This window comes from Klebsiella sp. CB_Kp196 (assembly GCF_040061575.1).
GTDB lineage: Bacteria > Pseudomonadota > Gammaproteobacteria > Enterobacterales > Enterobacteriaceae > Klebsiella > Klebsiella michiganensis.
Window position 1 is genome coordinate 22,319 of record NZ_JBEAFH010000057.1, and the last position, 26,925, is coordinate 49,243.

The window sequence follows — 26,925 nt, forward strand, 5'->3', positions numbered from 1 at the left end:
TTACTAAAAGAAAATTGGTGCGCATTATAGCCAATATGCGCCTCATGTCATAAAGTTAAAGGCTTATTTTTAAAGCCAGGGGCAGCGTATGGTAACCCTTTCGCGACTTTTCATTCATCCCGTCAAATCGATGCGGGGAATGGGACTCAGCCACGCTTATGCAGACAGCAGCGGGCTGGCCTTCGATCGTATATTTATGGTGACGGAAACCGATGGCACCTTCATTACCGCCCGTCAGTTTCCGCAAATGGTCAAATTTATTCCCGCGCCGCTCCATGATGGTCTGCATCTGACCGCGCCGGACGGCAGCAGCGCGATGGTGCGCTTCAGCGATTTCTCCGTACAGCAGGAGCCGACCGAAGTCTGGGGCAACCATTTTACCGCCCTGATTGCCCCGGACCGGGTGAACCAGTGGCTAAGCGGGTTCTTCAACCGCAGCGTTCAGCTCCGCTGGCTGGGGCCAGCGCTTAGCCGCAGGGTAAAACGTCACGATGCCGTCCCCCTCTCTTTTGCCGACGGTTTTCCCTATCTGCTGGCCAATGAGGCCTCGCTGCGCGATCTGCAAAATCGCTGTCCGGCCAGCGTAAGCATAGAACAATTTCGCCCAAATCTGCTGGTGACCGGCGCGGCCGCCTGGGAAGAAGATACGTGGAAAGTGGTGCGCATTGGCGAGGTCATTTTTGATGTCGTCAAACCGTGCAGCCGCTGCGTATTGACCACCGTCAGCCCGGAGCGCGGGCAAAAGCATCCTTCCGGGGAGCCCTTAAGCACGCTGCAGCGTTTCCGCACGGCGCTGGATAACGGCGATGTCGATTTTGGCCAGAACCTGATCGCGCGAAATAGCGGCGTAATCCGCGTGGGCGATGCGTTAGAAGTGCTGGCCAGCGGCCCGGCGAAGGCCTACGGCGCAGGCGAGAGTGATACTACGCCGGCACCTGAAGCGCAGGAGAACGCGACGGTGGAAATAGCGTGGCAGGGAGTGAGTTTTACCGGTAATAATCAGCAAATCTTGCTGGAGCAGCTGGAACAACAGGGAATTCGTATTCCTTACTCCTGCCGGGCTGGGATTTGCGGCAGCTGCCGCATCCGGCTGGAAGAAGGAGAAGTCAGCGCGCTGAAGAAAAACGCGGTCGCCGCAGATGGCACCATTTTATGCTGTAGCTGCGTGCCGAAAACCGCGGTGAGGCTGGCGCCTTAAACCGCCTGACCCAGGCTGTAGCTGGCGACGCCTGGCGCCGGCTGCAGCCTGTCGTTCATAATTTTAATCACGTCGCCGAGCTGCATCACCCGCCCGGCAAGCGTCAGACCGGGCTGGGCTAACAGGCACAGCGCGGCGTTTTCTCCGGGCTCAACCACCAGCAGATTCACCTGCTGGCCGGTATCGCTGAGCCATGCGCTGGCGGCATCGCCAACGCCGGGCTGCCAGCTCTCTTCATGCGTGTTGAAATGCCAGCTTTTCGGCATTTGCGGCTTGAGAAAACGAATAGCGACCAGCGCATTGAGTACTAATTCAGCGCGCTGTTCTTTTGATAATTCAAGATCGCGGCACTTTTCTTCAAATGAAAAATAGAGCGCTGCGTCATCAACGCAAAATCCGGAAGGCGCGAAGGCGTCGGGCGTCAACATGCGGCGAGCAAAACGCGATCTGAATAACATACCATTAGCCAGATCGAGCATCATGCGGTCATGCTCTTCATCGTAATACCAGCGCCAGTTATCGTCAGGTTTGATCCGCATTTCTACCCCCGTCCTCTTCCACTTCCGTCTGTAATAAACAGGTAAACTGCTACAGAATATTTCAAAAATTAAGAAAAGACTAAAATGTCTAAATAAGCAACAATGAAGGAATATAAAACAACCAGGGCTATAAATAAAGCCCTGGAGGAGTATCAGAGGGGGAAAAGATTAGATATGGGTAACAATTTCTTTAATCAGCGGCGGGCCTTTAAAAATAAATCCGGAATAAATCTGCACCAGCGTCGCTCCGGCGGCTATCTTTTCCCGGGCGGCAATCACCGAGTCAATACCGCCGACTCCGATAATTGGCAGGCGGCCATTTAATTCCGCAGACAGCATGCGGATAATTTCCGTACTCTTCAGCTGCAATGGACGTCCGCTAAGGCCACCGGTTTCATCACAATGTTTCATCCCCTGCACCAGCGATCGATCCAGAGTGGTATTGGTGGCAATGACGCCATCTATATTATGCCGGACTAAACTGTCCGCTACCTGGATCAATTCTTCGACGGAAAGATCCGGAGCGATCTTTACGGCCACAGGAACATATTTTTGATGTTTCTCTTGTAGCTCGCGTTGCTTATTTTTAATACCAGAAAGCAAATCGTCCAGCGCATCTCCGTATTGTAAAGTACGCAAGCCTGGGGTATTCGGCGAGGAGATATTAATGGCGATATAGCCGGCATAAGCATAGATTTTTTCCATACAAATCAGATAATCATCTTTGCCTTGTTCTACCGGTGTATCTTTATTCTTGCCAATATTAATACCCAGAATGCCGTCAAAATGCGCCTTTTTTACGTTCTCCACGAGGTTATCAACACCGTGGTTATTAAAGCCCATGCGGTTGATCAAACCTTCGGCATCGACCAGGCGGAAGATCCTTGGCTTATCGTTGCCCGGCTGTGGACGCGGCGTCACGGTACCAATTTCAATGGAACCAAAACCCATCGCCCCGAGGGCATCAATGCACTCGCCGTTCTTATCCAGCCCGGCGGCCAGGCCCAGCGGGTTCTTAAATGTGAGCCCCATACAGGTTACCGGCTTTGTCGGTACCTTCTGGCGAACCAACATTTCCAGCGGGGTACCCGAAACACGGCGTAATTGTTGAAAAGTGACTTCATGAGCGCGCTCAGGATCGAGCTGAAAAAGGGCTTTACGAACGAAGGGGTAGTACATGAACTCTCCTGGATTCCCGGTGTGCAAACCGGGGGCGTATTATGTGCGATCCACCCCGGAAAGGGAATTGACCTACGACAAAAAATCTTACCTCCGACGCAAACGTTTACTTTTCTCCCGCTCGTTATGCACTTTCTGACAATCCAACGCCGGATAAATCATTTAGGGAAATAAAAGCGCTCTGTCACACTGCGGCTAAATGTTATCAATTATAGATAAATGCAAATATTTAGTTATAAGGAGAGAGTATGCGAGTCATCACACTTGCGGGCAGCCCGCGCTACCCTTCCCGCTCCAGCGCGCTTCTGGAATACGCCAGAGAGACGCTTTCGGCGGCGGATATCGAGGTCTGCCACTGGCATCTGCAGAATTTCGCTCCGGAAGACCTGCTCTACGCTCGCTTTGATAACCCAGCCCTCCATGCGTTAAATGAACAGCTTGCCGGCGCCGATGGGCTGATCATTGCGACGCCCGTCTATAAGGCCTCTTTTTCCGGCGCGTTAAAGACGCTTCTGGACCTGCTGCCGGAGCGCGCGCTGGAGGGCAAAATCGTTCTGCCGCTGGCTACCGGCGGAACCATCGCCCATATGCTGGCGGTGGATTACGCCTTAAAACCGGTACTCAACGCGCTGAAAGCCCAGGAGATCCTCCACGGCGTTTTCGCTGACGATAGCCAGGTTACGGATTATCAGCATAAACCGCAGTTTACCCCGAATCTGCAGGGCCGCCTCGACCAGGCGCTGGAAACCTTCTGGCAGGCGCTGCATCGCCCCAGCAGCCGCGCGCCGGCGCTGAAAACCTTACAGCGGGTTGAGCACGTTTAAAGTTCAGCGTTGATGCCCATCACCAGGCAAAACGCTAAAGAATAAAGGAACACTGTATGGCGACGCTTTCGCAAAAACTCCTGATCCGCATAGCCCCCTGGCTTTTGCCGGTTGGCAGCGTGATTGTATGGCAATTCGCCTCTTCCGTTGGTTGGCTCTCTACCCGTATTTTGCCGTCACCGGAAGGGGTGCTCAAAGCCTTCTGGACGCTCTCCGCCAGCGGCGAGCTTTGGCAACATCTGGCCATCAGCTCATGGCGGGCGCTTATTGGTTTCAGCATCGGCGGTTCCATTGGCCTGGTTCTCGGGCTTATCAGCGGCCTGTCGCGCTGGGGCGAACGCCTGCTGGACACCTCCATTCAGATGCTGCGCAACGTACCGCACCTCGCGCTGATTCCGCTGGTGATTTTATGGTTCGGCATCGATGAAAGCGCCAAAATTTTCCTCGTGGCGCTGGGGACGATGTTCCCGATTTATATCAACACCTGGCACGGTATTCGAAACATTGACCGGGGTCTGGTGGAGATGGCCCGCAGCTATGGCTTATCGGGTTTTGCTCTGTTCCGTCACGTGATCCTGCCGGGCGCCCTGCCCTCCATTATGGTCGGCATCCGGTTTGCGCTCGGCCTGATGTGGTTAACGCTGATCGTGGCTGAAACCATCTCGGCTAACGCCGGTATCGGCTATCTGGCGATGAATGCCCGCGAATTTCTGCAGACCGATGTCGTGGTCGTCGCCATTATTCTTTACGCTATTCTCGGCAAACTGGCCGACTTCAGCGCACAGCTTCTTGAACGCGTCTGGCTGCGCTGGAATCCGGCTTACCACCTTCAGGAGGCCAACGCATGACAACCGCGCGTCTTAATCCGGGGATCCCGCTACTGCTAAACGGCGTAAGCAAGCGTTACGGCAGCAAGACGATTCTGAATGAACTCGATCTGCATATTCCCACCGGGCAATTTGTCGCGGTGGTCGGACGCAGCGGCGGCGGTAAAAGCACCCTGCTGCGGCTGCTGGCCGGGCTGGAAAAACCCAACGCCGGGCAGCTGCTGGCGGGTTCGACGCCGCTGGCGCAAATCCAGGAGGATACCCGGATGATGTTCCAGGATTCCCGCCTGCTGCCGTGGAAAACGGTGATCGACAATGTCGGCCTCGGGCTGAAGGGGCAGTGGCGCGAGGCGGCGCTCAAGGCGCTGGCGAGCGTCGGCCTTGAAGACCGCGCCGGTGAATGGCCCGCGGCGCTTTCCGGCGGGCAAAAGCAGCGCGTGGCGCTGGCTCGCGCGTTAATTCATCGCCCCGGATTATTACTGCTTGATGAACCGCTGGGCGCGCTGGACGCCCTCACTCGCCTGGAGATGCAGGATCTGATTGTTTCGCTGTGGCAGGAGCACGGATTTACCGTTCTGCTGGTCACCCACGATGTCAGCGAGGCGGTGGCGATGGCCGATCGCGTTTTGCTGATTGAAGAGGGGAAGATAGGGCTGGATCTGCTGGTGGACATTCCCCGTCCGCGACGCACGGGTTCAGCGAAGCTGGCCGAACTGGAAGCGGAAGTACTGAATCGGGTGATGCAGCGCGGCAAGAACGAATCCTCGCCACGCTTAGTGAGCCACGGTTAACGACTGCGACGTTCCCCCGCTCGCGCTGCGCTTAGCGGGGCTACAGGTTTGGACTCGCGCTGGCGTTACGCCAGCGCTTTACTGATTTTCTCGAACAGATCCCCGGAAAGATTCTCCAGACCCTTCAACTGCTCCAGCGCCCCGCGCATCAGCGCCTGACGTTTCTCGTCATAGCGTTTCAGACGAATCAGCGGCTCAATCAGACGCGAAGCCACCTGCGGGTTGCGGCTGTTCAGCTCAGTCAGCATCTCGACCAGGAACTGATAGCCGCTGCCGTCTTCTGCATGGAACGCCGCCGGGTTGCTGCCGGCAAAGGCGCCGATCAGAGAACGGACGCGGTTCGGGTTACCCATGCTGAACGAGCGATGATGCAACAGGCCGCGAACCGTCTCCAGGACGTTATCCGCCGGGCTGGTGGACTGCAGGATAAACCATTTATCCATGACCAGTCCGTCCTGGTGCCACTTGTCGTCATATTCCTGCATCAGCGCATCGCGGCACGGCAGCTGGGCCGCTACGGCCGCCGCCAGCGCCGCCAGCGCGTCGGTCATATTGTCCGCATGGTGATACTGCGCGCTAATCAGTTTATCCGCCAGCTCGGTATCGCCAAACGCCAGGTAGCGCAGGCAGGTATTACGCAGAGAACGCTTACCGATATCGGCATGCTCAACGCGGTAGCCGTCGAGCTTGTTGGCGTTGTAAACCGCCAGGAACTCGTCAGCCAGCTCTTTCGCCAGCGTGCGGGTCAGCGCTTCGCGCACCGCCGCGATGGCAAGCGGATCGATAATCGCAAACAGCTCCGCCATTTCATTCGCTGAAGGCAGCGTCAGGATCTCAGCCGCCAGCGCCGGATCGATCTTCTCATCCAGCAGAATCGCGCGGAACGCATCGGCGACGTGAATCGGCAGAGACAGCGGCTGCCCCTGCTGGTGACGGTTGACGTTGAGTTTGATATAGGTCGCCAGCAGGCTCTGCGCCGCGTCCCAGCGGGAGAAATCATTCCGCGCGTGGCGCATCAGGAAGGTCAGCTGCTGATCGCTCCATTTGTACTCCAGCTTCACCGGCGCGGAAAACTCGCAAAGCAGCGCCGGGACCGGCTGGAAGTAAACGTTGTCGAAAACAAAAGTCTGCTCCGCCTGGGTGACGTTCAGCACGTGATGCACCGGGTGACCGCCCTTCTGCAGCGGGATTACCTTGCCTTCGTTATCGTACAGCTCGATGTCGAACGGAATATGCAGCGGCAGCTTCTCCGCCTGCTCAGCGGTCGGCGGCGTGCGCTGGCTGATGGTCAGCGTGTACTGCTCCGTTTCCGGGTTGTAGTCATCATGGACGGTGACAATCGGCGTACCGGACTGGCTATACCAGCGGCGGAAGTGGGACAGATCGACGTTGGAAGCGTCTTCCATCGCCTGGACAAAGTCGTCGCAGGTCGCGGCGCTGCCGTCGTGGCGCTCAAAATAGAGCTGCATGCCTTTCTGGAAATTTTCTTCGCCCAGCAGGGTATGCAGCATGCGGATCACTTCCGCTCCCTTCTCATACACCGTCAGGGTATAGAAGTTGTTCATCTCGATCACGCTATCCGGGCGAATCGGATGCGCCATCGGGCTGGCGTCTTCGGCAAACTGCAGGCCGCGCATGGTGCGTACGTTATTGATGCGGTTCACCGCGCGCGAGCCGAGGTCGGAGCTGAATTCCTGATCGCGGAAGACGGTCAGCCCCTCTTTCAGGCTGAGCTGGAACCAGTCGCGGCAGGTCACGCGATTGCCGGTCCAGTTATGGAAATATTCATGACCAATCACGCGCTCGATATCCAGGTAATCTTTATCGGTCGCGGTATCGGTACGCGCCAGTACGTATTTGGAGTTAAAGACGTTAAGACCTTTGTTCTCCATGGCGCCCATGTTGAAGAAGTCGACGGCGACAATCATATAGATGTCGAGGTCGTACTCGAGACCAAAGCGGGTTTCGTCCCACTTCATCGAATTTTGCAGCGAGGTCATCGCCCACGGCGCGCGGTCAAGGTTACCGCGGTCAACGTAGAGCTCCAGCGCCACTTCACGCCCCGAACGGGTTTTGAAGGTATCGCGCAGGACGTCAAAATCACCGGCCACCAGCGCAAACAGGTAGCACGGTTTTGGGAACGGGTCCTGCCACTGGATCCAGTGACGGCCATTTTCCAGCTCGCCCTGGGCCACGCGGTTACCGTTGGAGAGCAGAAACGGGTATTTTGCTTTATCGGCGATGATTTTGGTGGTGAAGCGCGCCAGAACGTCCGGGCGGTCCGGATACCAGGTAATGTGGCGGAAGCCTTCCGCCTCGCACTGGGTACACAGCGCTTCGCCGGACTGATATAGCCCTTCCAGCGCGGTATTCGCCGCCGGGCTGATTTCATTGACGATGGTCAGAGTGAAATGTTCCGGCAACCCGCTAATCACCAGCTGGTTATTTTCTTCCTTGTAGTCGCTCCACGGCTGACCATCAATCCGCAGAGAGACCAACGTCAGGTCTTCGCCATCCAGACGCAATGGCACATCAGACGTAGCCGCGTGGCGGGAGACCTTGCTCTCAGCCGTCACAACGGTTTTCGCGGCATCCAGGTCAAAGGTCAAATCGATATCGCTAATCAGATACTCCGGCTCACGGTAGTCGTGGCGGTATTTGGCTTGGGGCTGTTGTGTCATAAAAAACCTTTAGCGTGTCCTGTAAAGTGTCGACTCAGTCTATTCCTGTTGCGCAAATCTCGCTATGCAGAATCTTCATCTTTTCAATGCTAAACATGAAAATTGCTACATTTTGATAACACAAGAGGCACGAAATGCGCTCGACCAGGCGCAAAGCTTGTGGTGTGATGCGTGTTCAATATATTAAACTAGGCCTCGCAAATGACCGTCAGCGTCGCCATCAGCCGTCACCGCGGGACAGCGTCGGGTATTACAGGTATACTCCGCCTCCTTTTACCGCTTTGGTTTTGATGGAAACGCTCCAGTGAGAGGATGCTACTGCGCACCATGACCCAATCCACTTCTCCTGTACTGCACTCGTTGCTTGATACGGATGCCTACAAGCTGCACATGCAGCAGGCTGTCTTCCACCGCTACAATGATGTACAGGTTGCGGCGGAGTTCCGCTGCCGCGGGGACGATCTGCTCGGCATCTACGCCGATGCGATTCGCGAGCAGGTTGAGACGATGCGCGACCTGAGACTGCAGGACGATGAATATCACTGGTTGTCGAGCCTGCCCTTCTTTGCGCCAGACTATCTCGAGTGGCTACGCGGCTTCCGCTACGACCCGCGCCAGGTCACGGTCATCAATGACAACGGCAAGCTGAATATTCGCCTTTCCGGCCCCTGGCTTGAAGTTATTATGTGGGAAGTTCCGCTGCTGGCGGTGATAAGCGAGCTGGTTCATCGCTACCGCTCGCCGGAAATCAGCGTCGATCTCGCGCTGGACACCCTTGAGCATAAGCTGACTGACTTTAACCGCCTCACTGCTGATATCGATATGTCGGGCTTCCGCCTGATGGATTTCGGTACCCGCCGCCGCTTCTCCCGCGAGGTGCAGCAGGCGATTGTTCAGCGTCTTCAGCAAGAATCCTGGTTCACCGGTACCAGCAATTACGATCTGGCGCGGCGTTTGAATTTGACCCCAATGGGGACCCAGGCTCACGAATGGTTCCAGGCGCATCAGCAGATCAGCCCGAACCTGGCGAGCAGCCAGCGCGCGGCTCTCGCTGCCTGGCTGGAAGAGTATCCCGATCGGCTGGGGATTGCGCTGACCGACTGCATTACGATGGACGCTTTTCTGCGCGATTTCGGGCCGGAGTTTGCGACCCGCTATCAGGGGCTGCGCCACGACTCCGGCGACCCGGTGGAATGGGGCGAGAAGGCTATCGCCCACTACAAAAAGCTGGGCATCGACCCGCTGAGCAAAGTGCTGGTATTTTCCGACAATCTCGACCTGACAAAAGCGGTTGATCTCTATCGCCACTTCTCATCGCGGGTGAATCTGAGCTTCGGTATCGGCACGCGTTTAACCTGCGATATTCCTCAGGTGAAGCCGCTCAATATTGTTATCAAGCTGGTGGAGTGCAACGGTAAACCGGTGGCGAAACTTTCGGATAGCCCGGGTAAAACGATTTGTCACGATAAAGCTTTCGTCCGCGCGCTGCGCAAAGCCTTCGATCTACCGCCGGTTAAAAAAGCCAGCTAGGTCATATAAAGACAAAATGCGTCCGCCAAAACGGGCGCATTTTTATTTGCCTCCGCTTATCACCCCCAGACGTTATCAAGCATTAAGAACCCCGGTCGCCCTGCATGGGATAATCGCAATGAACGAATCTCTCTGAATATCAGGCTCTCACGCAGCAAAGTAGGCTATCTCCTTATTTATTTCCTAAAACCCCCCTTTCTTGTGCGAAATCTACTTGTCTGATGGAAGATGACAGGTAACATAGATATCCCCCTGTTGCAGGGGAATACAGATTTTTCTATTGGACTAACAAGAGAGACTATTATGAGCGTTGTGCCTGTAGCCGACGTACTCCAGGGCCGCGTTGCCGTTGACAGCGAAGTCACCGTGCGCGGATGGGTGCGTACCCGCCGAGATTCTAAAGCTGGCTTTTCTTTCCTCGCCGTCTATGACGGTTCCTGCTTTGATCCTGTACAGGCCGTTATTAGTAATTCTCTTCCCAATTACAATCAGGAAGTGCTGCGCCTGACCACCGGCTGCTCGGTCGTGGTGACCGGTAAAGTCGTGGCATCTCAGGGCCAGGGCCAGAGCTTTGAAATCCAGGCCAGCCACGTGGAAGTCAGCGGCTGGGTGGAAGATCCGGATACTTATCCGATGGCGGCTAAACGCCATAGCATCGAGTACCTGCGTGAAGTTGCCCACCTGCGCCCGCGCACCAACCTGATTGGCGCGGTGGCGCGCGTTCGCCATACCCTGGCGCAGGCGCTGCACCGTTTCTTCGACGAGCAGGGTTTCTTCTGGGTTTCGACTCCGCTGATTACCGCTTCCGACACTGAAGGCGCCGGCGAGATGTTCCGCGTGTCAACGCTGGATCTGGAAAACCTGCCGCGCAACGAACAGGGCAAAGTCGATTTCGATAAAGACTTCTTCGGCAAAGAGTCGTTCCTGACCGTTTCCGGCCAGTTGAACGGCGAAACCTACGCCTGCGCGCTGTCCAAAATCTACACCTTTGGCCCGACCTTCCGTGCGGAAAACTCCAACACCAGCCGCCACCTGGCGGAGTTCTGGATGCTGGAGCCGGAAGTCGCCTTTGCTAACCTGAACGATGTGGCAGGTCTGGCGGAAGCGATGCTGAAGTACGTCTTCAAAGCCGTTCTCGAAGAGCGCGCAGACGACATGCAGTTCTTTGCCGAACGCGTTGATAAAGACGCTATCGACCGCCTGCAGCGTTTCGTTTCCGCTGATTTTGCCCAGGTTGATTACACTGACGCGGTCACCATTCTGGAAAACTGCGGTAAGTCGTTCGAAAACCCGGTCTACTGGGGCGTGGATCTCTCCTCCGAGCACGAACGCTATCTGGCGGAAGAGCACTTTAAAGCTCCGGTGGTGGTGAAAAACTACCCGAAAGACATCAAGGCGTTCTATATGCGCCTTAACGAAGACGGTAAAACCGTCGCCGCAATGGACGTTCTGGCGCCGGGCATCGGTGAAATTATCGGTGGCTCCCAGCGTGAAGAGCGCCTGGACGTGCTTGACGCGCGTATGGCGGAAATGGGTCTTAATAAAGAAGACTACTGGTGGTATCGCGACCTGCGCCGTTACGGCACCGTACCGCACTCCGGTTTCGGTCTGGGCTTTGAGCGTCTTATCGCCTACGTGACCGGCGTGCAGAACGTTCGCGACGTCATTCCGTTCCCGCGGACCCCGCGTAACGCGACTTTCTGATTTTTTTCTGCAATTTTCATCCAGGGCCAGCGCAAGCTGGCCTTTTTTTATGTCAATTTACGTTAACGAATATCAGGAAACTTAAACATCAACCATCCTGATTCACAATTATGTTACGCACTATTTCATTAGCGACCGCTAATTAAAACCGCACCTTATGTTCATAAATTGGCAAACATGCTGATTATATTGATCGCTTTTTAACCAACCACAGCACAACTTGCAACGACAAGATTTGAATAAAAATAAAGCAAAATGCTGACGTAAAATGCACAAACCCTCTCTTATCTAAATTAATCATAATTAATTCATATAGATATATAAAGACAGGTGATTTAATCGGCGAACAGGGGCGGAATGTTGATTGAGTTCACAAAGTTCCCAAAAATACATATTTAGTTACATAGGATTTCCTCTTGTTACTCATATGCGATATTGGTAGCATTTTCAGGCTAGCGAAACGTTGTTCTGAATGGAAAGATGCCTCCAGACACCAAACTATCATCAATAGTTCTGTAAATTTTTATTGACGAAACTTATTGACGGCAGTGGCAAGTGTTCATAAAAAAATATAAATGAGGGTAATAAATAATGATGAAGCGCAAAATTCTGGCAGCGGTAATTCCTGCCCTGCTGGTAGCCGGTGCAGCTAACGCTGCAGAAATCTATAACAAAAACGGCAACAAACTGGACTTCTACGGAAAAATGGTTGGCGAGCACGTCTGGACCACCAACGGCGACACCAGCAGCGATGATACCACCTACGCCCGTATCGGCCTGAAAGGCGAAACCCAGATCAACGATCAGCTGGTTGGCTACGGTCAGTGGGAATACAACATGGATGCGTCCAATGTTGAAGGTAAACAGACCACCAAAACTCGTCTGGCTTTCGCAGGCTTAAAAGCCGGTGAATACGGTTCATTCGACTACGGTCGTAACTACGGCGCCATCTACGACGTTGAAGCGGCAACCGATATGCTGGTTGAATGGGGCGGCGACGGCTGGAGCTACACCGACAACTTCATGACCGCGCGTACCAACGGCGTAGCCACCTACCGTAACTCTGACTTCTTCGGTCTGGTTGACGGCCTGAGCTTCGCGCTGCAGTACCAGGGTAAAAACGACGCTTCTAGCCGTGATGTTAAGAAACAAAACGGCGACGGCTTCAGCACCGCGGCAACCTACGCGTTTGACAACGGCATTGCGCTGTCTGCAGGCTATGCGAACTCCAACCGTAGCGGCGATCAGAAAGCTGACCGTCAGGGCGAAAAAGCTGAAGCATGGGCAACCTCCGCTAAGTATGACGCGAACAACGTCTATGCTGCGGTCATGTACTCTCAGACTTACAACATGACGCCGGAAAACGAAGGCAACTACTTCGCTAATAAAACTCAGAACTTCGAAGCCGTTGTTCAGTATCAGTTCGACTTCGGCCTGCGTCCGTCCATCGGCTACGTACAGACTAAAGGTAAAGACCTGCGCTCTCGCGCTGGCTTCTCCGGCGGCGATGCTGACCTGGTTAAATACGTCGAAGTGGGTACCTGGTACTACTTCAACAAAAACATGAACGTCTACGCTGCGTATAAATTCAACCAGCTGAACGACAACGATTACACCAAAGCCGCTGGCGTTGCGACCGACGACCAGGCCGCAGTGGGTATCGTTTACCAGTTCTAATCTGCAGTACACCCCTTCGTGATATGCCTAAAAAGCAGGACTTCGGTCCTGCTTTTCTGCTTTCCTGAGAGGAAGATCGTAACTTTCAAAAACCTTCTCGCTTTTTGTCGCAAACGGTTGGCAATTAACATAACTCCCGTTAACCTGATAGCGGATTTCCCTTCAGTAATCACAATGGAACCTCGTCATGTTTGAGAACATTACCGCCGCCCCTGCCGACCCAATTCTGGGCCTGGCCGATCTGTTTCGTGCCGATGACCGCCCAACAAAAATTAATCTTGGAATTGGTGTTTATAAAGATGAAACGGGTAAAACACCGGTCCTGACTAGCGTGAAAAAAGCAGAGCAGTATCTGCTGGAAAATGAAACCACTAAAAATTATCTGGGTATCGATGGTATTCCGGAATTTGGCCGCTGCACCCAGGAGCTTCTGTTCGGGAAAGGAAGCGCAATTATCAATGATAAACGCGCCCGCACCGCGCAAACGCCCGGCGGTACAGGTGGCCTGCGCGTCGCCGCCGATTTTCTGGCGAAGAACACCGACGTTAAACGTATTTGGGTGAGCAACCCCAGTTGGCCGAACCATAAAAGCGTGTTCAATTCAGCCGGGCTGGAAGTGCGCGAATACACCTACTACGATGCCGCTAATCACAAACTCGACTTCGAGGGGCTGCTGGCCAGCCTGAACGAAGCGCAGGCCGGCGACGTGGTTCTGTTCCACGGCTGCTGCCATAACCCAACCGGTATCGATCCGACGCTGGAGCAGTGGCAACAGCTGGCGCAGCTCTCCGTAGAGAAAGGCTGGCTGCCGCTGTTTGACTTTGCCTACCAGGGCTTTGCCCGCGGCCTGGAAGAAGATGCTGAAGGCCTGCGCGCTTTCGCCGCTCTGCATAAAGAGCTGCTGGTTGCCAGCTCCTACTCGAAAAACTTCGGCCTGTACAACGAGCGCGTGGGCGCCTGTACGCTGGTCGCCGCTGACCAGGAAGCGGTAGACCGCGCTTTCAGCCAGATGAAGTCGGTTATCCGCGCGAACTACTCAAACCCGCCCGCTCACGGCGCCTCGGTAGTGGCGACCATTCTCAGCAATGACGCGCTGCGCGCCATCTGGGATCAAGAGTTGACCGACATGCGTCAACGCATCCAGCGTATGCGTCTGCTGTTCGTTAATACCCTGCAGGAAAAAGGCGCCAGCCGCGATTTCTCTTTCATCATTCAGCAAAACGGGATGTTCTCGTTCAGCGGCCTGACCAAAGAGCAGGTACTGCGTCTGCGTGAAGAGTTCGGAATTTACGCGGTGGCGTCCGGACGTATAAACGTCGCCGGTATGACGCCCGACAACATGGCGCCGCTGTGCGAAGCGATTGTTGCCGTACTGTAATCTCAGCGCAGGGCAAACAAAAGGCCGCATGTGCGGCCTTTTTTATATGCTGGTTTAGGTCACCAGACCGGCATTTCATCCTGCAGGAATGGGTTGTGCAGACGCTCATAGCCAAGGGTCGACATCGGTCCATGACCCGGAATAAACGACACGTCATCGCCCAGCGGCAACAGCTTGCGCTTAATCGCATCGATCAGTTGGCTATGGTCGCCGCGAGGGAAGTCGCTACGCCCTACTCCGCCTTTAAAAATCACATCGCCAGAAATCAACAGTCGGGAAGCAGGATCGAAGAAGACCACGTGCCCCGGCGTATGGCCTGGGCAGTGCAGCACCTGCAGGGAAATATTTCCCACGCTGACCGTATCGCCTTCGTTCAGCCAGCGATCCGGCTGCAGCGGCTGGCAATCTTCCAGACCGAACATCCGGCTCTGCGCCGGTAGTCCTTCCAGCCAGAACTCATCTTCTTTTTCCGGCCCAATAATCGGCACGCCATAATGTTGTGCCAGCTCCGCCGCCGCACCAACGTGATCGAGATGACCGTGCGTGAGCAGAATCTGCATCAGGCTAACGCCTGCCGCCGCGACTTCCTGTTTGATTCGCTCAGCATCACCGCCGGGATCGACCAGCGCCGCCAGTTTGGTTTGTTCACACCAGATTAAAGAACAGTTCTGCGCGAACGCGGTAACCGGAATAATACGATAGTTCATGAGGCTCCTTTCGTTACCAGTGCCGTACTGGCCCGGTATCAATATGCACAAAGTTGCTACGTGGGTAGTATCCTACACCACCTGTGCGCATAGATAACGCGGCTTTGCGAACATTGCTTAACGAAATGCCTTCAATATGAAAATCCATGGCCTGGCCTTTAGTGTGGTAGCTGTGTTTTGCCACACCCCGGCTGCGCGCGCGAAGCTCATTATTGGTATCAACAGAACGATAACCGGAAATAAGCTGGACAGGCTTGTTGGTACCAAGTAATCCCTGCAAACGATAGAGTTGATCGAACAAACCGGGATCGATGGACTTAATCTTATTCGCGCGATAATCACGGAAAAAATGATTAAGTCTTGCTAATTCATCCTGAATATAGCCTCTGCCATCGAAAAACTCCGCCTTGAGTGATTCACCGGTATGCAGGTTGTTCAGCGTCAAAATACGCGGTCGGGGGGTCGAGAGGGTGGCAAATGCCGGCGCAGGCAGAATGGCAGCAGCACCGAGCGCGGCTCCACCTAACGCCAGCAGTTTGCGGCGATTAGCGTCAAATTTGTCCATGATAATCAGGTCTACAGGTAAATGAATCGTAATATACTTTTCCCGCAATGCGCCCGTTAGCCGCCAGCACGCGCTCGCTCCCCTACGGCTAATAAATATCAGCTATGGAGAACGGGCTGCTTACTGCCACAGCGCCTTTGCAGGATTATATGTATATGCACTTCTGGCGCACGAAAGGCACCTTACCGGGCATTATTGCCAACGTCAAGGTAGCCTAACCCCAGTAAACTCGGGCCTTGCAGCGTGCAAGGCCCGTTTTCACACAGAGGTAGGACAACCAAATCCGTTGAACTACTTCATTTATCTGATTAATTGTTCAGCTTTAGGTAGAATTTGTGCGCTGGATCGCGCGGTGAGATCGTAATTGTAAATATCTGTTCGATATTGTGTACGTCCATCAGCGCCGACGAACGCGGTCAAATAATAGAGATTAACCGGGATATTCTGGCGAATATTAACGTAGCGGGTATTCCCCTGTTTAAGCGCATCTGAAATACGCGCATCATTCCAGCCAGCATCCTGAAGCAGCATATTGGCCAGTTCTGAGGCTTTATTCACGCGCACGCACCCGGAACTCAGCGCGCGTCCATCACGCTGGAACAGATTGTGATTGGGCGTATCGTGCAAATATATCGCATCTGAACTTGGCATATTGAATTTATAGCGCCCCAGCGAATTGCGCGCGCCGGGAGCCTGCTGGAAGCGGAACGGCAGATTCGATGCGGTTATCGTTTCCCAGTCCACCTGATACGGGTCGATAGTCTCTTTGCTATTCCAGCCGCGCATCATCGTATAGCCGTGCTGCTCAAGATAGCCTGGGTTATTGCGCACCTTCGGCAGAATATCGTTGCGCGCCAGCGTCGGCGGAACGTTCCACGGCGGGTTGACCACAACGTTGTTCAGCGCACTGCTCATCATAGGGGTTTTGCGGTCCGGACGGCCAACGATAACCCGCGATGCCAGCACCTGGCTACCGTCCTGGTAATAGACCAGCGAAAAGGCGGGAATATTCACCATAATTCCGGTCGCCAGATTACCCGGCAGCAGGCGCAAACGCTGGATATTCAATGCCAGCACGCCGGCGCGCTGCGCAGGAGAAACGTTGAGCCAGTCGCGGGTCGCCTGACCAATCACGCCGTCTGCGCCCAGTCCCTGCCACGCCTGGAAGCGCTTAACGCCCTCCACTAACTGGCGATCGTAAACGCCACGGCCGCTGCTCTTGGCCTTTTTCCCGGCGGACGGACTCACCACCTCATCGCCGGGCAACGAAATTTTTGCCGCGTCATCCAGCATACCGGTGCGCTGTAAAATTTCGCGCAGCGCGCCGGCATCGTTGCTCCATTCCCCCGGGCGCAGCGACGTCTTACCGGTGAGCTGCGGCCAGGGACGGGAATCGGCAACCTGAGCTAATAGCGCCTGATGCATTGCGGCATACTGCGGATGCTGCGGAGCCAGACCCGCAATAAACTGCGGCAGCGAACCGTTATCCAGCGCCACCTGCCACTGGTTAATCACCGACAGAGGCGGCGTCGACATGGCATACGGTTTCGTGCCATACAGCCAGCGGTTGCCCTGAGTCGGAATACCGCTAATAAAATGCAGATAGCCCATCATGGCGTCAGACAGAACGACATCCCGCGCCAGACCGTTCACTGCCGGGTCGGTCAACAGCTCAACCCAGGTGGTGAACTGCGGCTGAAAACCGGCGATAGCAACCTCAGCCAGCTGCTGTTGAAACGCCTGCACCGCCTCGCGGTTATCCCACATCGGTTTCATATCCCTGGACGCATACAGCGATACCAGCGGATTCATAAATACGGGTTGATAACCGGACGGCAGTACCGCCTGAATCCCGGCGCGGCTCTTCGCTGCCGCATCGGCAGAAAGAGCCTGCTCGCCGGCCATTTGGGCGACCGCCGCGGATTGGTTTGCGCTTTGGCTTAGCGCGGAAGAGAGCTCGCTGATGGTGGCAGAGCTATCCGATGGTACCACTTCAGGCTCTTCAGCCTGGACATTGAACAGTGGAGCAAATGCAAACGCCAGGCTCAGGCTGAGCGCAGACAATTGACGACCATACCGTTTCTTTAGCAACATCCCTTGCCCCCTGTTAACACATTGCTGCCCGCTAAAATGGGGCTTACTTTCAGTATATGAAGACGAAAACGCTTTTGCCTTCCCAAATGTAAAGAAGTTAAAAGATTATACAATCCTAAAATACAGGAACGGATAACAAAAAGGGCGACATCGCGTCGCCCTTTGGCTGGTTATTGTACCATCCTATGAAGCATTTGCCGTTCCCGGCAGCGTTTCGGGCAGCTGCGGTGCGAAGCCACGCAGCCCGACGACGTGCACGTGCTCGTGATTATTCACGACCTTACGCACCAGCTTATAGGTGGTACCTTTTTCCGGGCTGATATTTTCCGGCGCCGCGATAATCAGCTGCATCTCCAGACGATCGCAGAGCTCGAACAGCGTCGCGATAGAGCGAGCATCCAGACGCGCCGCTTCATCAAGGAACAGCAGACGACACGGCGAAATGTCCTTACCGCGCAGGCGCATGGATTCATCTTCCCAGCTCTGTACCACCATCACCAGAATCGACATCCCGGTACCGATAGCCTCACCGGTCGATAGCGCACCGGATTCCGCGCGCAGCCAGCCGTCGGAACCACGGTTAACTTCCACTTCCATCTCCAGATAGTTGCGGTAGTCCAGCAGTTCTTCACCGATGGTCTGCGGCGTACGCTGCCCCATATCAATCTGCGGATTGAGGCGCTGATACAGCTTCGCCAGCGCTTCCGAGAAGGTCAGACGATTGCTGTTAAACAGGTCCTGATGCTGTTCATGCTGTTCTGACAGCACGTCCAGCAGCATCGAGTGGGTTTCCCGCACGTTGACGTTCAGACGCACGCTGTTGACCTGGCCGAAGGAGACGCTCTGCAGCCCCTGGTTGAGCATACGAATACGGTTTTGCTCGCGCTGGATAGTCTTGCGGATAATATTGGCCACGCTGCGGGAGCTGATGGCCAGCTTCTGCTCGCGGTTGGTCAGCTCTTCCGTCAGACGGCTGAGTTCGATCTCCATCTGCTCAATCGCTTCCACCGGATCGTCGGTGCGGATGATATCCTGGCGAATACGCTCGCGCAGATGCTGATAAACGGCGACAAAGAACTGGATTTTACGCTCCGGGCGTTTCGGATCTTCAGAAATACGCAGTACATCGCGCAGGTGTTCGTTATCCGAGACCGCCAGACGCAGCGCGCCGAGCGCCTTATCCGACATCGAGCGCAGTTCATCTGCCGAAAGGTAGGCCAGCTCGCGACGATGCAGGCGACGCTCCACGCCGTTGTCTTTCACCAGGCGCATGACCGCACACCAGCCGGCTTTAGCGCTGACCACCTGTTCGCGCATTTCGCAGTAATCGCGCTCCAGCTTGCGCAGCCTGCGGGTCAGGTTATCCATTTCCGCTTCGCAGAAGGTCAATGCTTTTTCGAGCTGGTTCCGCCGCGCGCGGTTGTTGCTGAGCTGAGCATGAAGCTCATCGCGGCGCAGACGAGCGCGCTCTTCGGCGCCGGCGTCGGCGCGCACGCCAATGTCCTGAAGCTCTTTATGCAGGTCGTTGAGCAGCTCTTTCTTGGTGTCGTAGGAGCTTTTCAGCGATGCCAGCACCTGGTTGTACTGGTTGAGCTGCGCGGCGTGGGTACGCAGCGCTTCGCGGGTACGGGCGCGCTCCGCCTCAGCCTGCTCCAGACGCTGGCGCAGCTTCTCGTTCAGATCGCTATTACCGCTCAGCATCTCTGCGGAATCGGAGTAGCTAAAGTGGGCGCGACGCTGCACCACTTCGGTCAGCGCAAATGCCTGCTGACGCGCGTCGCGCTGAGTCTGCTGCGAATAGACGTAATCTTCTTTCAGCTGTTCAAACTGCTCCGGGTCGCTTTGAAGCACGGAAACGATCGGCTCCAGTTTTGCCAGCTGATTCCCATGCTGCTGGACGAAGCGCGCGGCTTCCTGCGCTTCGTCAAGGCGTTCCTGGATCTCATCCACGCGATCGGCCAGCGAGTCATCGGCCAGCAGATTCAGACGCGGCAGCAGGCGGTTGAGTGCGGATACGCCCTCTTTTGCCTGCTCATACTGCACCCGGTTCTGCTGGTTATCGCTCTCATGGGCGGTCAGCGCCCGCTCCAGTTCGCCGCGACGCGTATTCAGTTTACGGATTTCTTCTTCCGGGTCGTCCTCAAAGGCCACCGCAAGATGGTTACCGATAAAGCGGCTGAACGCCTGATGGAGGCGCTGGGTTTTCTGCACATCAAACGACAGGGTCGCAAAGCGCTCGGACAGGCTTTCGCGCTCGGCGTGCAGCGTTTCAACGCGGCTTTCACGCGCGGCGCGGCCAAACAGCGGCAGCGTCGGGAAGCGTGAATAGCGCCACTGACGATCGGCAATCTTAACGACCACCGCCTTTTCCAGCTCATCGACGCTGAATACGCTGTCATCAAAGGACTGCGGATCGCCCTCGATCAGGTAGAGATCTTCGGGACAATCTTCGAGACCTTCCAGCTGATCGGCAATCAGCGACAGATCCGGTACCACAATGGCGTGGCGGGAAGGACCGTAGAGCGCGGAGTAATACGGGGCATCATCGAGACTCACGTCATCGTAGATTTCCGACAGCAGTACGCCGCCAAAACGTTCCGCCAGCGCGTTCAGGCGCTGATCTTCTGAACCGCCCGGCTGGCTAAGACGCTCAATTTCATCGTCGATAGCGCGCTTGCGGGCCCCGACTTCATCGCGCTCCACGATAGCTTCGCGTTCACGCTCCAGCAGCTGCTGGAGATATTCGGTGACGTCCTGGCTTGACTCAAACTGCTCGCCGCTCTGCTCGCACAGCTGATTGAGGCTGTTCTGCGCCGCCAGCCAGATGGGCGCGCGGCGCATCAGCGTTTGCGTCCGCGACTGCAGCTGTTCCAGCTCCTGACGCAGGGTCATCCGCCGTTCGCTGGCGGTGGAAACGCTGTCGGAAAGGGATGCGATGCGGGCTTCCAGCTCCTGGTGCAGGGCTTCCAGCTCGTCAATATCGTAGCGTTTGCCCTGGCGCTTACAGAACTCATTGAGCTGGCGTTCGGCATCCTGCTGTTCACGCAGACGCTGTTCAAGCTCCGTCAGACGACTGCGCAGCCCGTGCGCCTGTTCGGCCTGATGACGTTGATTAACGCCTTCGCGCAGCAGCTCGCGCGCCACGCTCCAGGCTTCATTACGCGCCAGCGGGCCGTTGATCTCCACCACCAGCTGGTAAGCCTGTTCAAACTGGCTGTGCGCGGTTTGCGCCACGCTCATCTTCTGTTCCAGCGACAGCATTTTCTCCGTCGCTTCCTGCTCTTTCGCCTGGAAAGTTTCCAGCCACTCGTCGGCGCTCTCCGGCGTTAAATCCGGCAGATGGCAGAGGGCTTTTGCCCGCTCCAGCGCCTGCAGCGCCTGGGTGTACTGAATCGCGCGAGTCTGCTGCACGTCCAGCGCCTGCTGGTAGTCGGCAAGCTGGTTTTTCAGCTCATCCACTTCCAGCTCGGCAGCTTCGGCGCGGGCCTCGTTCTCTTCCTGCTGGTCAACCGCTTCCGCGACGACTTCATTTTGCTCTTCGAGGCGAATCTGCAGTTCATCAAGATCCGCTTCATAGCGCTCGATTTTTTCCTGCTGGCGCAGAGCGGTCTGCACCAGGTTCAGATGGTCGCTGGCGGCCTGATAATCGGCTTCCAGATCGCCTTCCGCGCCGTTATGTTCCTGCAGCTCGCGGGCCATATCGACGTGTTTATACTGTTCCGCCGCGAGCTGAGCGCGGGAGGTGAACAGATCGCGACGATACTCCAGCGCCTTGTCGAGATGAATGCGTCGCTCGTTAGCGTGACGCATATAGTCGGCGGCAACGTAGTTGGTGGCTTCGCTGATCAGATGCTTGAACAGATCGCGGTCCGACTGCGTCACGCGGATAGCTTCCAGCGTCATGCGGTTTTCACGCAGCGCCGCTTCCATATCCTGGAACGCCTTACGCACGCCGCCGTTTTCCGGCAACAGGTAGTCGCGCAGCGAGCGGGTAATGGTGCTCGAAATACCGCCGTACAGCGAGGCTTCGATCAGGCGATAGTATTTGCTACGATCCGAAGCCGAACGCAGGCGGCGAGCCACCACGCCCAGGTCGAACATCAGCGAGTGATACTCGGTAATAGAGTTAAACTGCTTGAACTGCACCCCTTCCATCGCTTCGAGCTTATCTTTCAGCTCGTTGAGCGTCACCACGCGCGCCTGGCGTTCGTTAAGAGTTTCGGTCAGCAGCTGAGTTGGCTGGATGGAGGTTGGCAGGCCCTGGATCGCAAAAGGCTTGATATCGACTTTACGATCGCGACCGGCGACCTGCTGTAGACGAACGCCGACCACCACGCGCTGGTGGCGGGAGTTGATCACGTCCAGCACGGAGTAGCAGACGCCAGCGCGCAGCTTACCGTGCAGGCCTTTATCGCGCGAGCCGCTGGTCGCCCCCGCTTCCGTGGTGTTACGAAAGTGCAGCAGCGTCAGGTCCGGGATCAGTGCGGTGACGAAGGCGGCCATGGTCGTGGATTTACCGGCGCCGTTACCGCCGGAAAGCGTGGTCACTAATTCATCAAGATCAAAGGTACGGGCAAAAAAACCGTTCCAGTTAACCAGCGTCAGCGAGCGAAACTTACCGCGTTCAATCATTACTCTTCCTCCCCGCTATCCGGCTGATTCTCTTCATTCTCATCATTAAGCTGCAGGCGATTTTCCAGCGCCATCGCTTCACCGTCGCGGATCATACGCAGCTGGGCTTCGCGCGGATCGTCACCGGCGCGCACGTCGGCGCCGAAGCGAAACACCGATTCGGTGATGCGGAATTTGCTGCTGTCATGGCCCATAAACCACACCATGCCGAGGCGGCGCAGGCGGTTGAGCGAAGCGCGCATTTTTTCCTGCAGCTTCTGGCGGTCAAGGTCGGACCCGGTAGAACGGTTATTGACCAGCTTGAGCAGCTTGGCTTCGTCTGCGAGGGTCAGCAGTTCGTCGTAAAGCTCCTGCTGAGTGAAGATGCCCTCGTTGGCCAGACGCTCCGGGCTGAGGTAGAGATAGCAGAGAATTTTACCCACCATCATATCCAGCTCGGAGAGCACCGAGCGCGGGATCAGCGTGGTCGACCGCGGGCGCAGATAGAAAAAACCCTCCGGCGCGCGAATCAGCTCGACGTTGTAGCGAGCATAAAACTCTTCCAGGTAATCCTGAAAATCCATTAAAAATGCGTGATTATCCAGCTCGTCAAGGCCGATATGACGGCCCGCGCGCAGGGCGCTATCCAGCGCCGGAAATAACGGATTAGCCAACGCTTGCGCCAGTTTAACCGGCATCACTTGTTCAATATTTGTCGATGACATGCGCCTGTACCTTGGCTCCGTAATCATTAATCGGCTGCCATTTTGCCGGCAGTCCGGTGAAATCTGCTTGCGCTACGCCCAAACGTACCGCCTGGTCAACCACAATACGCGCGACGTCAAAGTGGCGCGCGCGCGGATACTGCGACAGATATTCGCGTACCACCAGGCCAAGATCCAGCGGCAGTCCCTTCTCTTTATAGACCACCAGCTGTCCTTCAATCAGCGCCGCCAGCTGTTCGCGAATTTCGTTAAACTCTTCGTACTCCAGATCCGTTGGAAGTTCCCCGGTGACCTCTTCATCATGCAGCGCCATCTCTTCATCGCGCATATCAAGCAGACGATCGGCATTCGCATGGGTGAGCGCCCAGGGGGCGTCGAAGTAGGTTTGCACCGACTGACGCAGACGCTGTGCGAAGACGCGGTTTTTATCCATATCAATGGCGGTACGGATAAATTTATGCACGTGGCGATCGTAGCCGATCCACAGGTCAATCGCCTGCTGCCCCCAGCTGACGATACGATCCAGCTTGCTTTGCAGATCGAACACCAGACGATCGATAAAATTCAGATCGTCGCGCGCCATGGTCGAATCCTGGATACGCAGCAGGTTTGCCTGCAGCTTATCGCCCGCCGCGTCCAGGGTATCCTGCAGTTCCCGCAGGGTGCCGGACGTTTCCGACAGCAGCAGCTCGCAGCTGGAGATCGCCGCCCGCCAGTCTTTGTTCAGCAGCTGGGCAATATCATCTTTCACCAGCTGCTGCTGCTCATCCATGATTCGCTGAGTCAGGTCAATGCTGTCAAAGATTTCCGCTACCGAGTACTTCAGCGGAGCGAAAACGTTACGATGCCAGTGGAACTCATCGCCGCCCTCTTCTGCCGAGTCGGCGGCGCGCTTGAGTTCGCTGGCAACGATGGATAGCTGCATCGACAGTCTCAGGGTGGAGAACTCGCGCTGGCGAATATAGTAGTCGGTGATCCCAATGCCCAGCGGCGTCAGGCGATAAATAGCGTTACCCTCGGTGATTTCGCTGGTAAAGCGGTTCAGCAGACGCTGGCGCACCATATCGTTAATGGCATTATTGGCGCGCTGGCTGATGGTTTCGCTGGTCTGCTCAAACGCATCACTCACGTGGCGGAACGCATCCACCAGTTCTCCCTCGGTCATTTCCCCTTCCATCCGCTCGCCGTTCAGCGTGGCAATCGCCAGCAGAAAAGAGAGTCTGTCGACCGGCAGCGAAATAGAAAAATCATTTTTCCTGGCCCAGGCAACCAGTTCGGGGACTGTCTGGGAAAATTCACTCATAGTTTATCCTTGCATCTGCGGCTTAAGCGCGGTGACGTGAATATAACGGCCTAAGCTAATATACGGCTCCTGGCGACAGTAGCGCGTTTCCAGCTCCAGCAGCGCCGCAAATTTATCGTGCTGTTGGTGTTTTTCACGCAGATAATCATGAAACACCCGCACGCCGGTCTTGCCGGTAATCTGCCAGCCAATCTCTTCCAGCCAGCCGTAAACCTGCTGCGGATCGCGCGGATAGTCCGGCGACAGCGTGCGTTTTTTCTTTTTCGGCATGCCGATTTGCACATAGTCGAGATTTCCGGCGACCATATTGTGCATCAACAGACCGTTAGCATTGTAGAACATCAGCGACAACGCGCCGCCGGGGCGCAGCATCGACCAAAGGGTACGCAACATCGCCTGTGGTTCGGCTATCCACTCCAGCACCGCATGAAACAGTATCAGATCGACCGGACTTTCCAAATGCTGCTCAATATCCTGAGCCGCGCATTGTACAAAATGCATGTTGTCGATCACACCTTTATCGGCAGCCGCCTGCCGGGCACGAGCCACCATTTCACCAGAGAGATCGCATAACGTGACGTGATGCCCCATTTCCGCCACTTTGATCGCCGTCTGCCCTTCGCCGCCGCCCGCGTCAAGAACTCGCAATGGCCCAGGCCCCAGCCGGTCCAGCAGCGGTTGCAGATCCTGCCAGAGGATCGCCTGCCGCAGCTGGCCTTTGGTGGTGCCGTATATATTGCGCGAAAACTTTTCAGCAATATCATCGAAATTACGATCCTGCACGGGTGACTCCACACGCCAACACAAAGCCGCTATTTTGTCATACCCGCGCGGAGAATGAAGCGATCTGTTGTAAGATCCGGGCATATCTTTGGTTATATGGTTAAAAAAGGAACCGTACGGCATGCTTTTTACGCTGAAAAAGGTTTTAGGCGGTATGATGCTGCCGCTTCCCCTGCTGCTGCTGCTCATTGCGTTCGGCATAGCCCTGCTGTGGTTTAGCCGTTTCCAGCGCACCGGCAAGCTCTGCGTCAGCCTCGGCTGGCTGCTGTTGCTGCTGTTGAGCCTGCAACCGGTCGCCGATAGCCTGCTCAAGCCAATTGAAGATAAGTACCCGACGTGGCGAGGTGAAAAGCGCGTGCAGTACGTGGTCGTGCTTGGCGGAGGCTACACCTGGAATCCGGACTGGGCGCCCAGTTCCAATCTCATCAATAATAGCCTGCCGCGGCTGACGGAGGGGATCCGCCTGTGGTATGAAAATCCGGGCTCGAAACTCATCTTTACCGGCGCAGCGGCAAAAACAAATCCGGTCAGTACGGCAGAAGCCGGGGCCAGAGTGGCAGAGAGCCTGGGCATACCGCGCAGCGAAATCCTTGTTCTGGATAAACCCAAAGATACCGAAGAGGAAGCCGCTGCGGTGAAGATGGCGATAGGCGATGCGCCGTTCCTGCTGGTCACCTCCGCCTCTCATCTGCCGCGGGCGATGATTTTCTTTCGCCGCGCCGGGCTAACTCCCCTGCCCGCGCCGGCCAACCAGCTGGCGATTGAGTCACCGCTTAACCCGTGGGAGCGGGCTATTCCTTCGCCCGTCTGGCTCATGCATAGCGATCGGGTGGGTTACGAAACGTTAGGCCGCATCTGGCAGTGGCTAAAAGGTTCTTCAGGCGAGCCAGGGCAGGATTGATTTTGCCGCCAGGTCAAACCGGACGCGGTCAAAGCGTCCGGTATTCACCAGATTATCCACTTCGTCCCACAGCAGATACAGCCAGCGCCGCCAGAGAAACGCTTCCGCCACCGGCGCCCGGCGCAGATAGTGCCACAGCAGCTCCTCTTCCTGACCGCTCTCGGCCAGACGGAAAAGCTCGTATTCCCGCGGCGCCCAGAGCATCATGCCCGGCCCCACCATCGCCAGCAGCTGATCGCTGCGCGGATCTTTAAGCATGCTGCGCAGCGTGAAGCTACCGTGTACCAGCACGCAGTTATCATTGAAACCTTTAAACAAATCCATAAGGCATTCGCGCGTGCGGAACAGGATGCGTTTGTCCTGCATCGTCAGGCCGGTATCCTGATAAAGATTCAGCGTACTCCATAGCACCTCCACGCGCTGGCGGTACCAGTACGGCCAGAGATTTTCCTGAGTGCTATCGACCATCCCGACGCAGCCGCCGCTATCCTGACGATGCCAGGCCAGCAGCGCTTCCACGATCTGCTCCTGCAGCTGCTCCCAGCGCTCCGGCGTGCGGGCGGGGGCTTCAACCGAGACGCCGCGCAGTCGTTCAATCAGCAGTACATCGGGACCCGGATGCTCGTCGTGCGTCATCACGCCGTAGACAACCGGCATACGGACGGTGCCGCTTCGCGCCAGGGTTGATATCTTCCACGCCAGCTGACGCGCCACGCCCGGCGTCGTAAAGCTGCGCGCCAGCAGCGGCATTGGGTTTCCCTGCGCATCATATAGCGACCACAGCGCCGACGACGGTTTCTCGCTGACGCACTCCACGCGGCTTAGTTTTTCACCCAGCAGGTGGCTCAGCTCGGTACGCAACTGTTCCATTTCTGATTACCCCTATGAATACTACCGGTTTCATAATG

At 56.0% G+C, this 26,925-nt stretch carries 19 protein-coding genes and 1 pseudogene; 9 read left to right on the forward strand and 11 right to left on the reverse strand.

Translation table 11 applies throughout. The features are described from left to right. Positions 1 to 88 precede the first annotated feature (88 nt). Complete coding sequence (locus ABLU87_RS20655) at positions 89 to 1,198, forward strand: YcbX family protein (RefSeq protein WP_032720969.1); 1,110 nt, start codon at positions 89 to 91, stop codon at positions 1,196 to 1,198. Here the strand turns inward: ABLU87_RS20655 and zapC are convergent. Both zapC and pyrD read right to left on the reverse strand, forming a co-directional pair. Beyond that, on the reverse strand, positions 1,195 to 1,737 hold the full coding sequence (zapC, locus tag ABLU87_RS20660; protein ID WP_004849504.1) for a cell division protein ZapC: 543 nt from the start codon (positions 1,735 to 1,737) through the stop codon (positions 1,195 to 1,197). The genes ABLU87_RS20655 and zapC overlap by 4 nt on opposite strands. Positions 1,738 to 1,905: 168 nt before the next feature. Next, positions 1,906 to 2,916 (reverse strand): quinone-dependent dihydroorotate dehydrogenase, encoded by a 1,011-nt coding sequence (gene pyrD / locus ABLU87_RS20665; protein WP_004130996.1) that lies wholly within the window; start codon positions 2,914 to 2,916, stop codon positions 1,906 to 1,908. 248 nt (positions 2,917 to 3,164) lie between these two features. On the opposite strand from pyrD, the gene ssuE reads away from it, so the two are divergent. Genes ssuE through ssuB form a run of 3 tightly spaced genes read left to right on the forward strand, consistent with a single transcriptional unit; the run spans position 3,165 to position 5,358 of the window. Next, positions 3,165 to 3,740, forward strand: coding sequence for an NADPH-dependent FMN reductase (gene ssuE, locus ABLU87_RS20670; RefSeq protein ID WP_009653287.1), 576 nt, complete (start codon positions 3,165 to 3,167; stop codon positions 3,738 to 3,740). A 56-nt stretch (positions 3,741 to 3,796) separates the two neighbouring features. Then, the gene (ssuC, locus tag ABLU87_RS20675) at positions 3,797 to 4,588 is read left to right on the forward strand and encodes an aliphatic sulfonate ABC transporter permease SsuC (RefSeq protein ID WP_004849501.1); all 792 of its coding nucleotides are present in this window, start codon (positions 3,797 to 3,799) and stop codon (positions 4,586 to 4,588) included. Next, on the forward strand, positions 4,585 to 5,358 hold the full coding sequence (gene ssuB / locus ABLU87_RS20680) for an aliphatic sulfonates ABC transporter ATP-binding protein (protein WP_014837971.1): 774 nt from the start codon (positions 4,585 to 4,587) through the stop codon (positions 5,356 to 5,358). The genes ssuC and ssuB overlap by 4 nt, the downstream gene beginning before the upstream one ends. Before the next feature lie 65 nt (positions 5,359 to 5,423). Here ssuB and pepN read toward each other — a convergent pair whose 3' ends face one another. Beyond that, positions 5,424 to 8,039, reverse strand: a complete 2,616-nt coding sequence (gene pepN / locus ABLU87_RS20685) for an aminopeptidase N (RefSeq protein ID WP_014228655.1) — start codon at positions 8,037 to 8,039, stop codon at positions 5,424 to 5,426. Positions 8,040 to 8,366: 327 nt separating this feature from the next. On the opposite strand from pepN, the gene pncB reads away from it, so the two are divergent. The 4 genes from pncB (at position 8,367) to ABLU87_RS20705 (ending at position 14,328) form a co-directional block, all read left to right on the forward strand. After that, positions 8,367 to 9,569, forward strand: coding sequence for a nicotinate phosphoribosyltransferase (pncB, locus tag ABLU87_RS20690; protein ID WP_196942096.1), 1,203 nt, complete (start codon positions 8,367 to 8,369; stop codon positions 9,567 to 9,569). A gap of 303 nt (positions 9,570 to 9,872) precedes the next feature. Beyond that, the gene (asnS, locus tag ABLU87_RS20695) at positions 9,873 to 11,273 is read left to right on the forward strand and encodes an asparagine--tRNA ligase (protein ID WP_004849497.1); all 1,401 of its coding nucleotides are present in this window, start codon (positions 9,873 to 9,875) and stop codon (positions 11,271 to 11,273) included. A gap of 591 nt (positions 11,274 to 11,864) precedes the next feature. Next, entirely contained in the window at positions 11,865 to 12,950 is a 1,086-nt protein-coding gene (locus ABLU87_RS20700) for a porin (RefSeq protein WP_014228653.1), read from the forward strand. 187 nt (positions 12,951 to 13,137) lie between these two features. Further along, positions 13,138 to 14,328, forward strand: a complete 1,191-nt coding sequence (locus ABLU87_RS20705) for an amino acid aminotransferase (protein WP_109240762.1) — start codon at positions 13,138 to 13,140, stop codon at positions 14,326 to 14,328. A 59-nt stretch (positions 14,329 to 14,387) separates the two neighbouring features. Here the strand turns inward: ABLU87_RS20705 and ABLU87_RS20710 are convergent, their stop codons facing one another. From ABLU87_RS20710 to cmoM, 7 genes and pseudogenes are all read right to left on the reverse strand, one after another. Further along, entirely contained in the window at positions 14,388 to 15,035 is a 648-nt protein-coding gene (locus tag ABLU87_RS20710; protein WP_014837967.1) for an MBL fold metallo-hydrolase, read from the reverse strand. 13 nt (positions 15,036 to 15,048) lie between these two features. Next, positions 15,049 to 15,600 carry a YcbK family protein gene (locus ABLU87_RS20715; protein ID WP_004130967.1) on the reverse strand — a complete coding sequence of 184 codons (552 nt, stop codon included), beginning with the start codon at positions 15,598 to 15,600 and terminating at the stop codon, positions 15,049 to 15,051. Between the two features lie 300 nt (positions 15,601 to 15,900). Further along, positions 15,901 to 17,694: a L,D-transpeptidase gene (gene ldtD / locus ABLU87_RS20720; RefSeq protein WP_046878173.1), complete on the reverse strand. Its 1,794-nt coding sequence runs from the start codon at positions 17,692 to 17,694 to the stop codon at positions 15,901 to 15,903. A gap of 183 nt (positions 17,695 to 17,877) precedes the next feature. Next, complete coding sequence (mukB, locus tag ABLU87_RS20725; RefSeq protein ID WP_109240763.1) at positions 17,878 to 22,326, reverse strand: chromosome partition protein MukB; 4,449 nt, start codon at positions 22,324 to 22,326, stop codon at positions 17,878 to 17,880. Then, positions 22,326 to 23,030 carry a chromosome partition protein MukE gene (gene mukE, locus ABLU87_RS20730; RefSeq protein ID WP_004100725.1) on the reverse strand — a complete coding sequence of 235 codons (705 nt, stop codon included), beginning with the start codon at positions 23,028 to 23,030 and terminating at the stop codon, positions 22,326 to 22,328. The genes mukB and mukE overlap by 1 nt, the downstream gene beginning before the upstream one ends. After that, on the reverse strand, positions 23,011 to 24,333 hold the full coding sequence (mukF, locus tag ABLU87_RS20735; RefSeq protein ID WP_014228648.1) for a chromosome partition protein MukF: 1,323 nt from the start codon (positions 24,331 to 24,333) through the stop codon (positions 23,011 to 23,013). Before mukF ends, mukE begins: the two co-directional genes overlap by 20 nt. Next, positions 24,330 to 25,116 (reverse strand): annotated as a pseudogene (gene cmoM, locus ABLU87_RS20740) (tRNA uridine 5-oxyacetic acid(34) methyltransferase CmoM). The gene mukF and the pseudogene cmoM overlap by 4 nt, the downstream one beginning before the upstream one ends. 121 nt (positions 25,117 to 25,237) lie before the next feature. Here cmoM and elyC point away from each other — a divergent pair. Next, entirely contained in the window at positions 25,238 to 26,017 is a 780-nt protein-coding gene (gene elyC / locus ABLU87_RS20745) for an envelope biogenesis factor ElyC (protein WP_032748912.1), read from the forward strand. Here the strand turns inward: elyC and ABLU87_RS20750 are convergent. After that, on the reverse strand, positions 25,994 to 26,887 hold the full coding sequence (locus tag ABLU87_RS20750) for a YcbJ family phosphotransferase (protein WP_014228646.1): 894 nt from the start codon (positions 26,885 to 26,887) through the stop codon (positions 25,994 to 25,996). The genes elyC and ABLU87_RS20750 overlap by 24 nt on opposite strands. Positions 26,888 to 26,925: the final 38 nt, after the last annotated feature.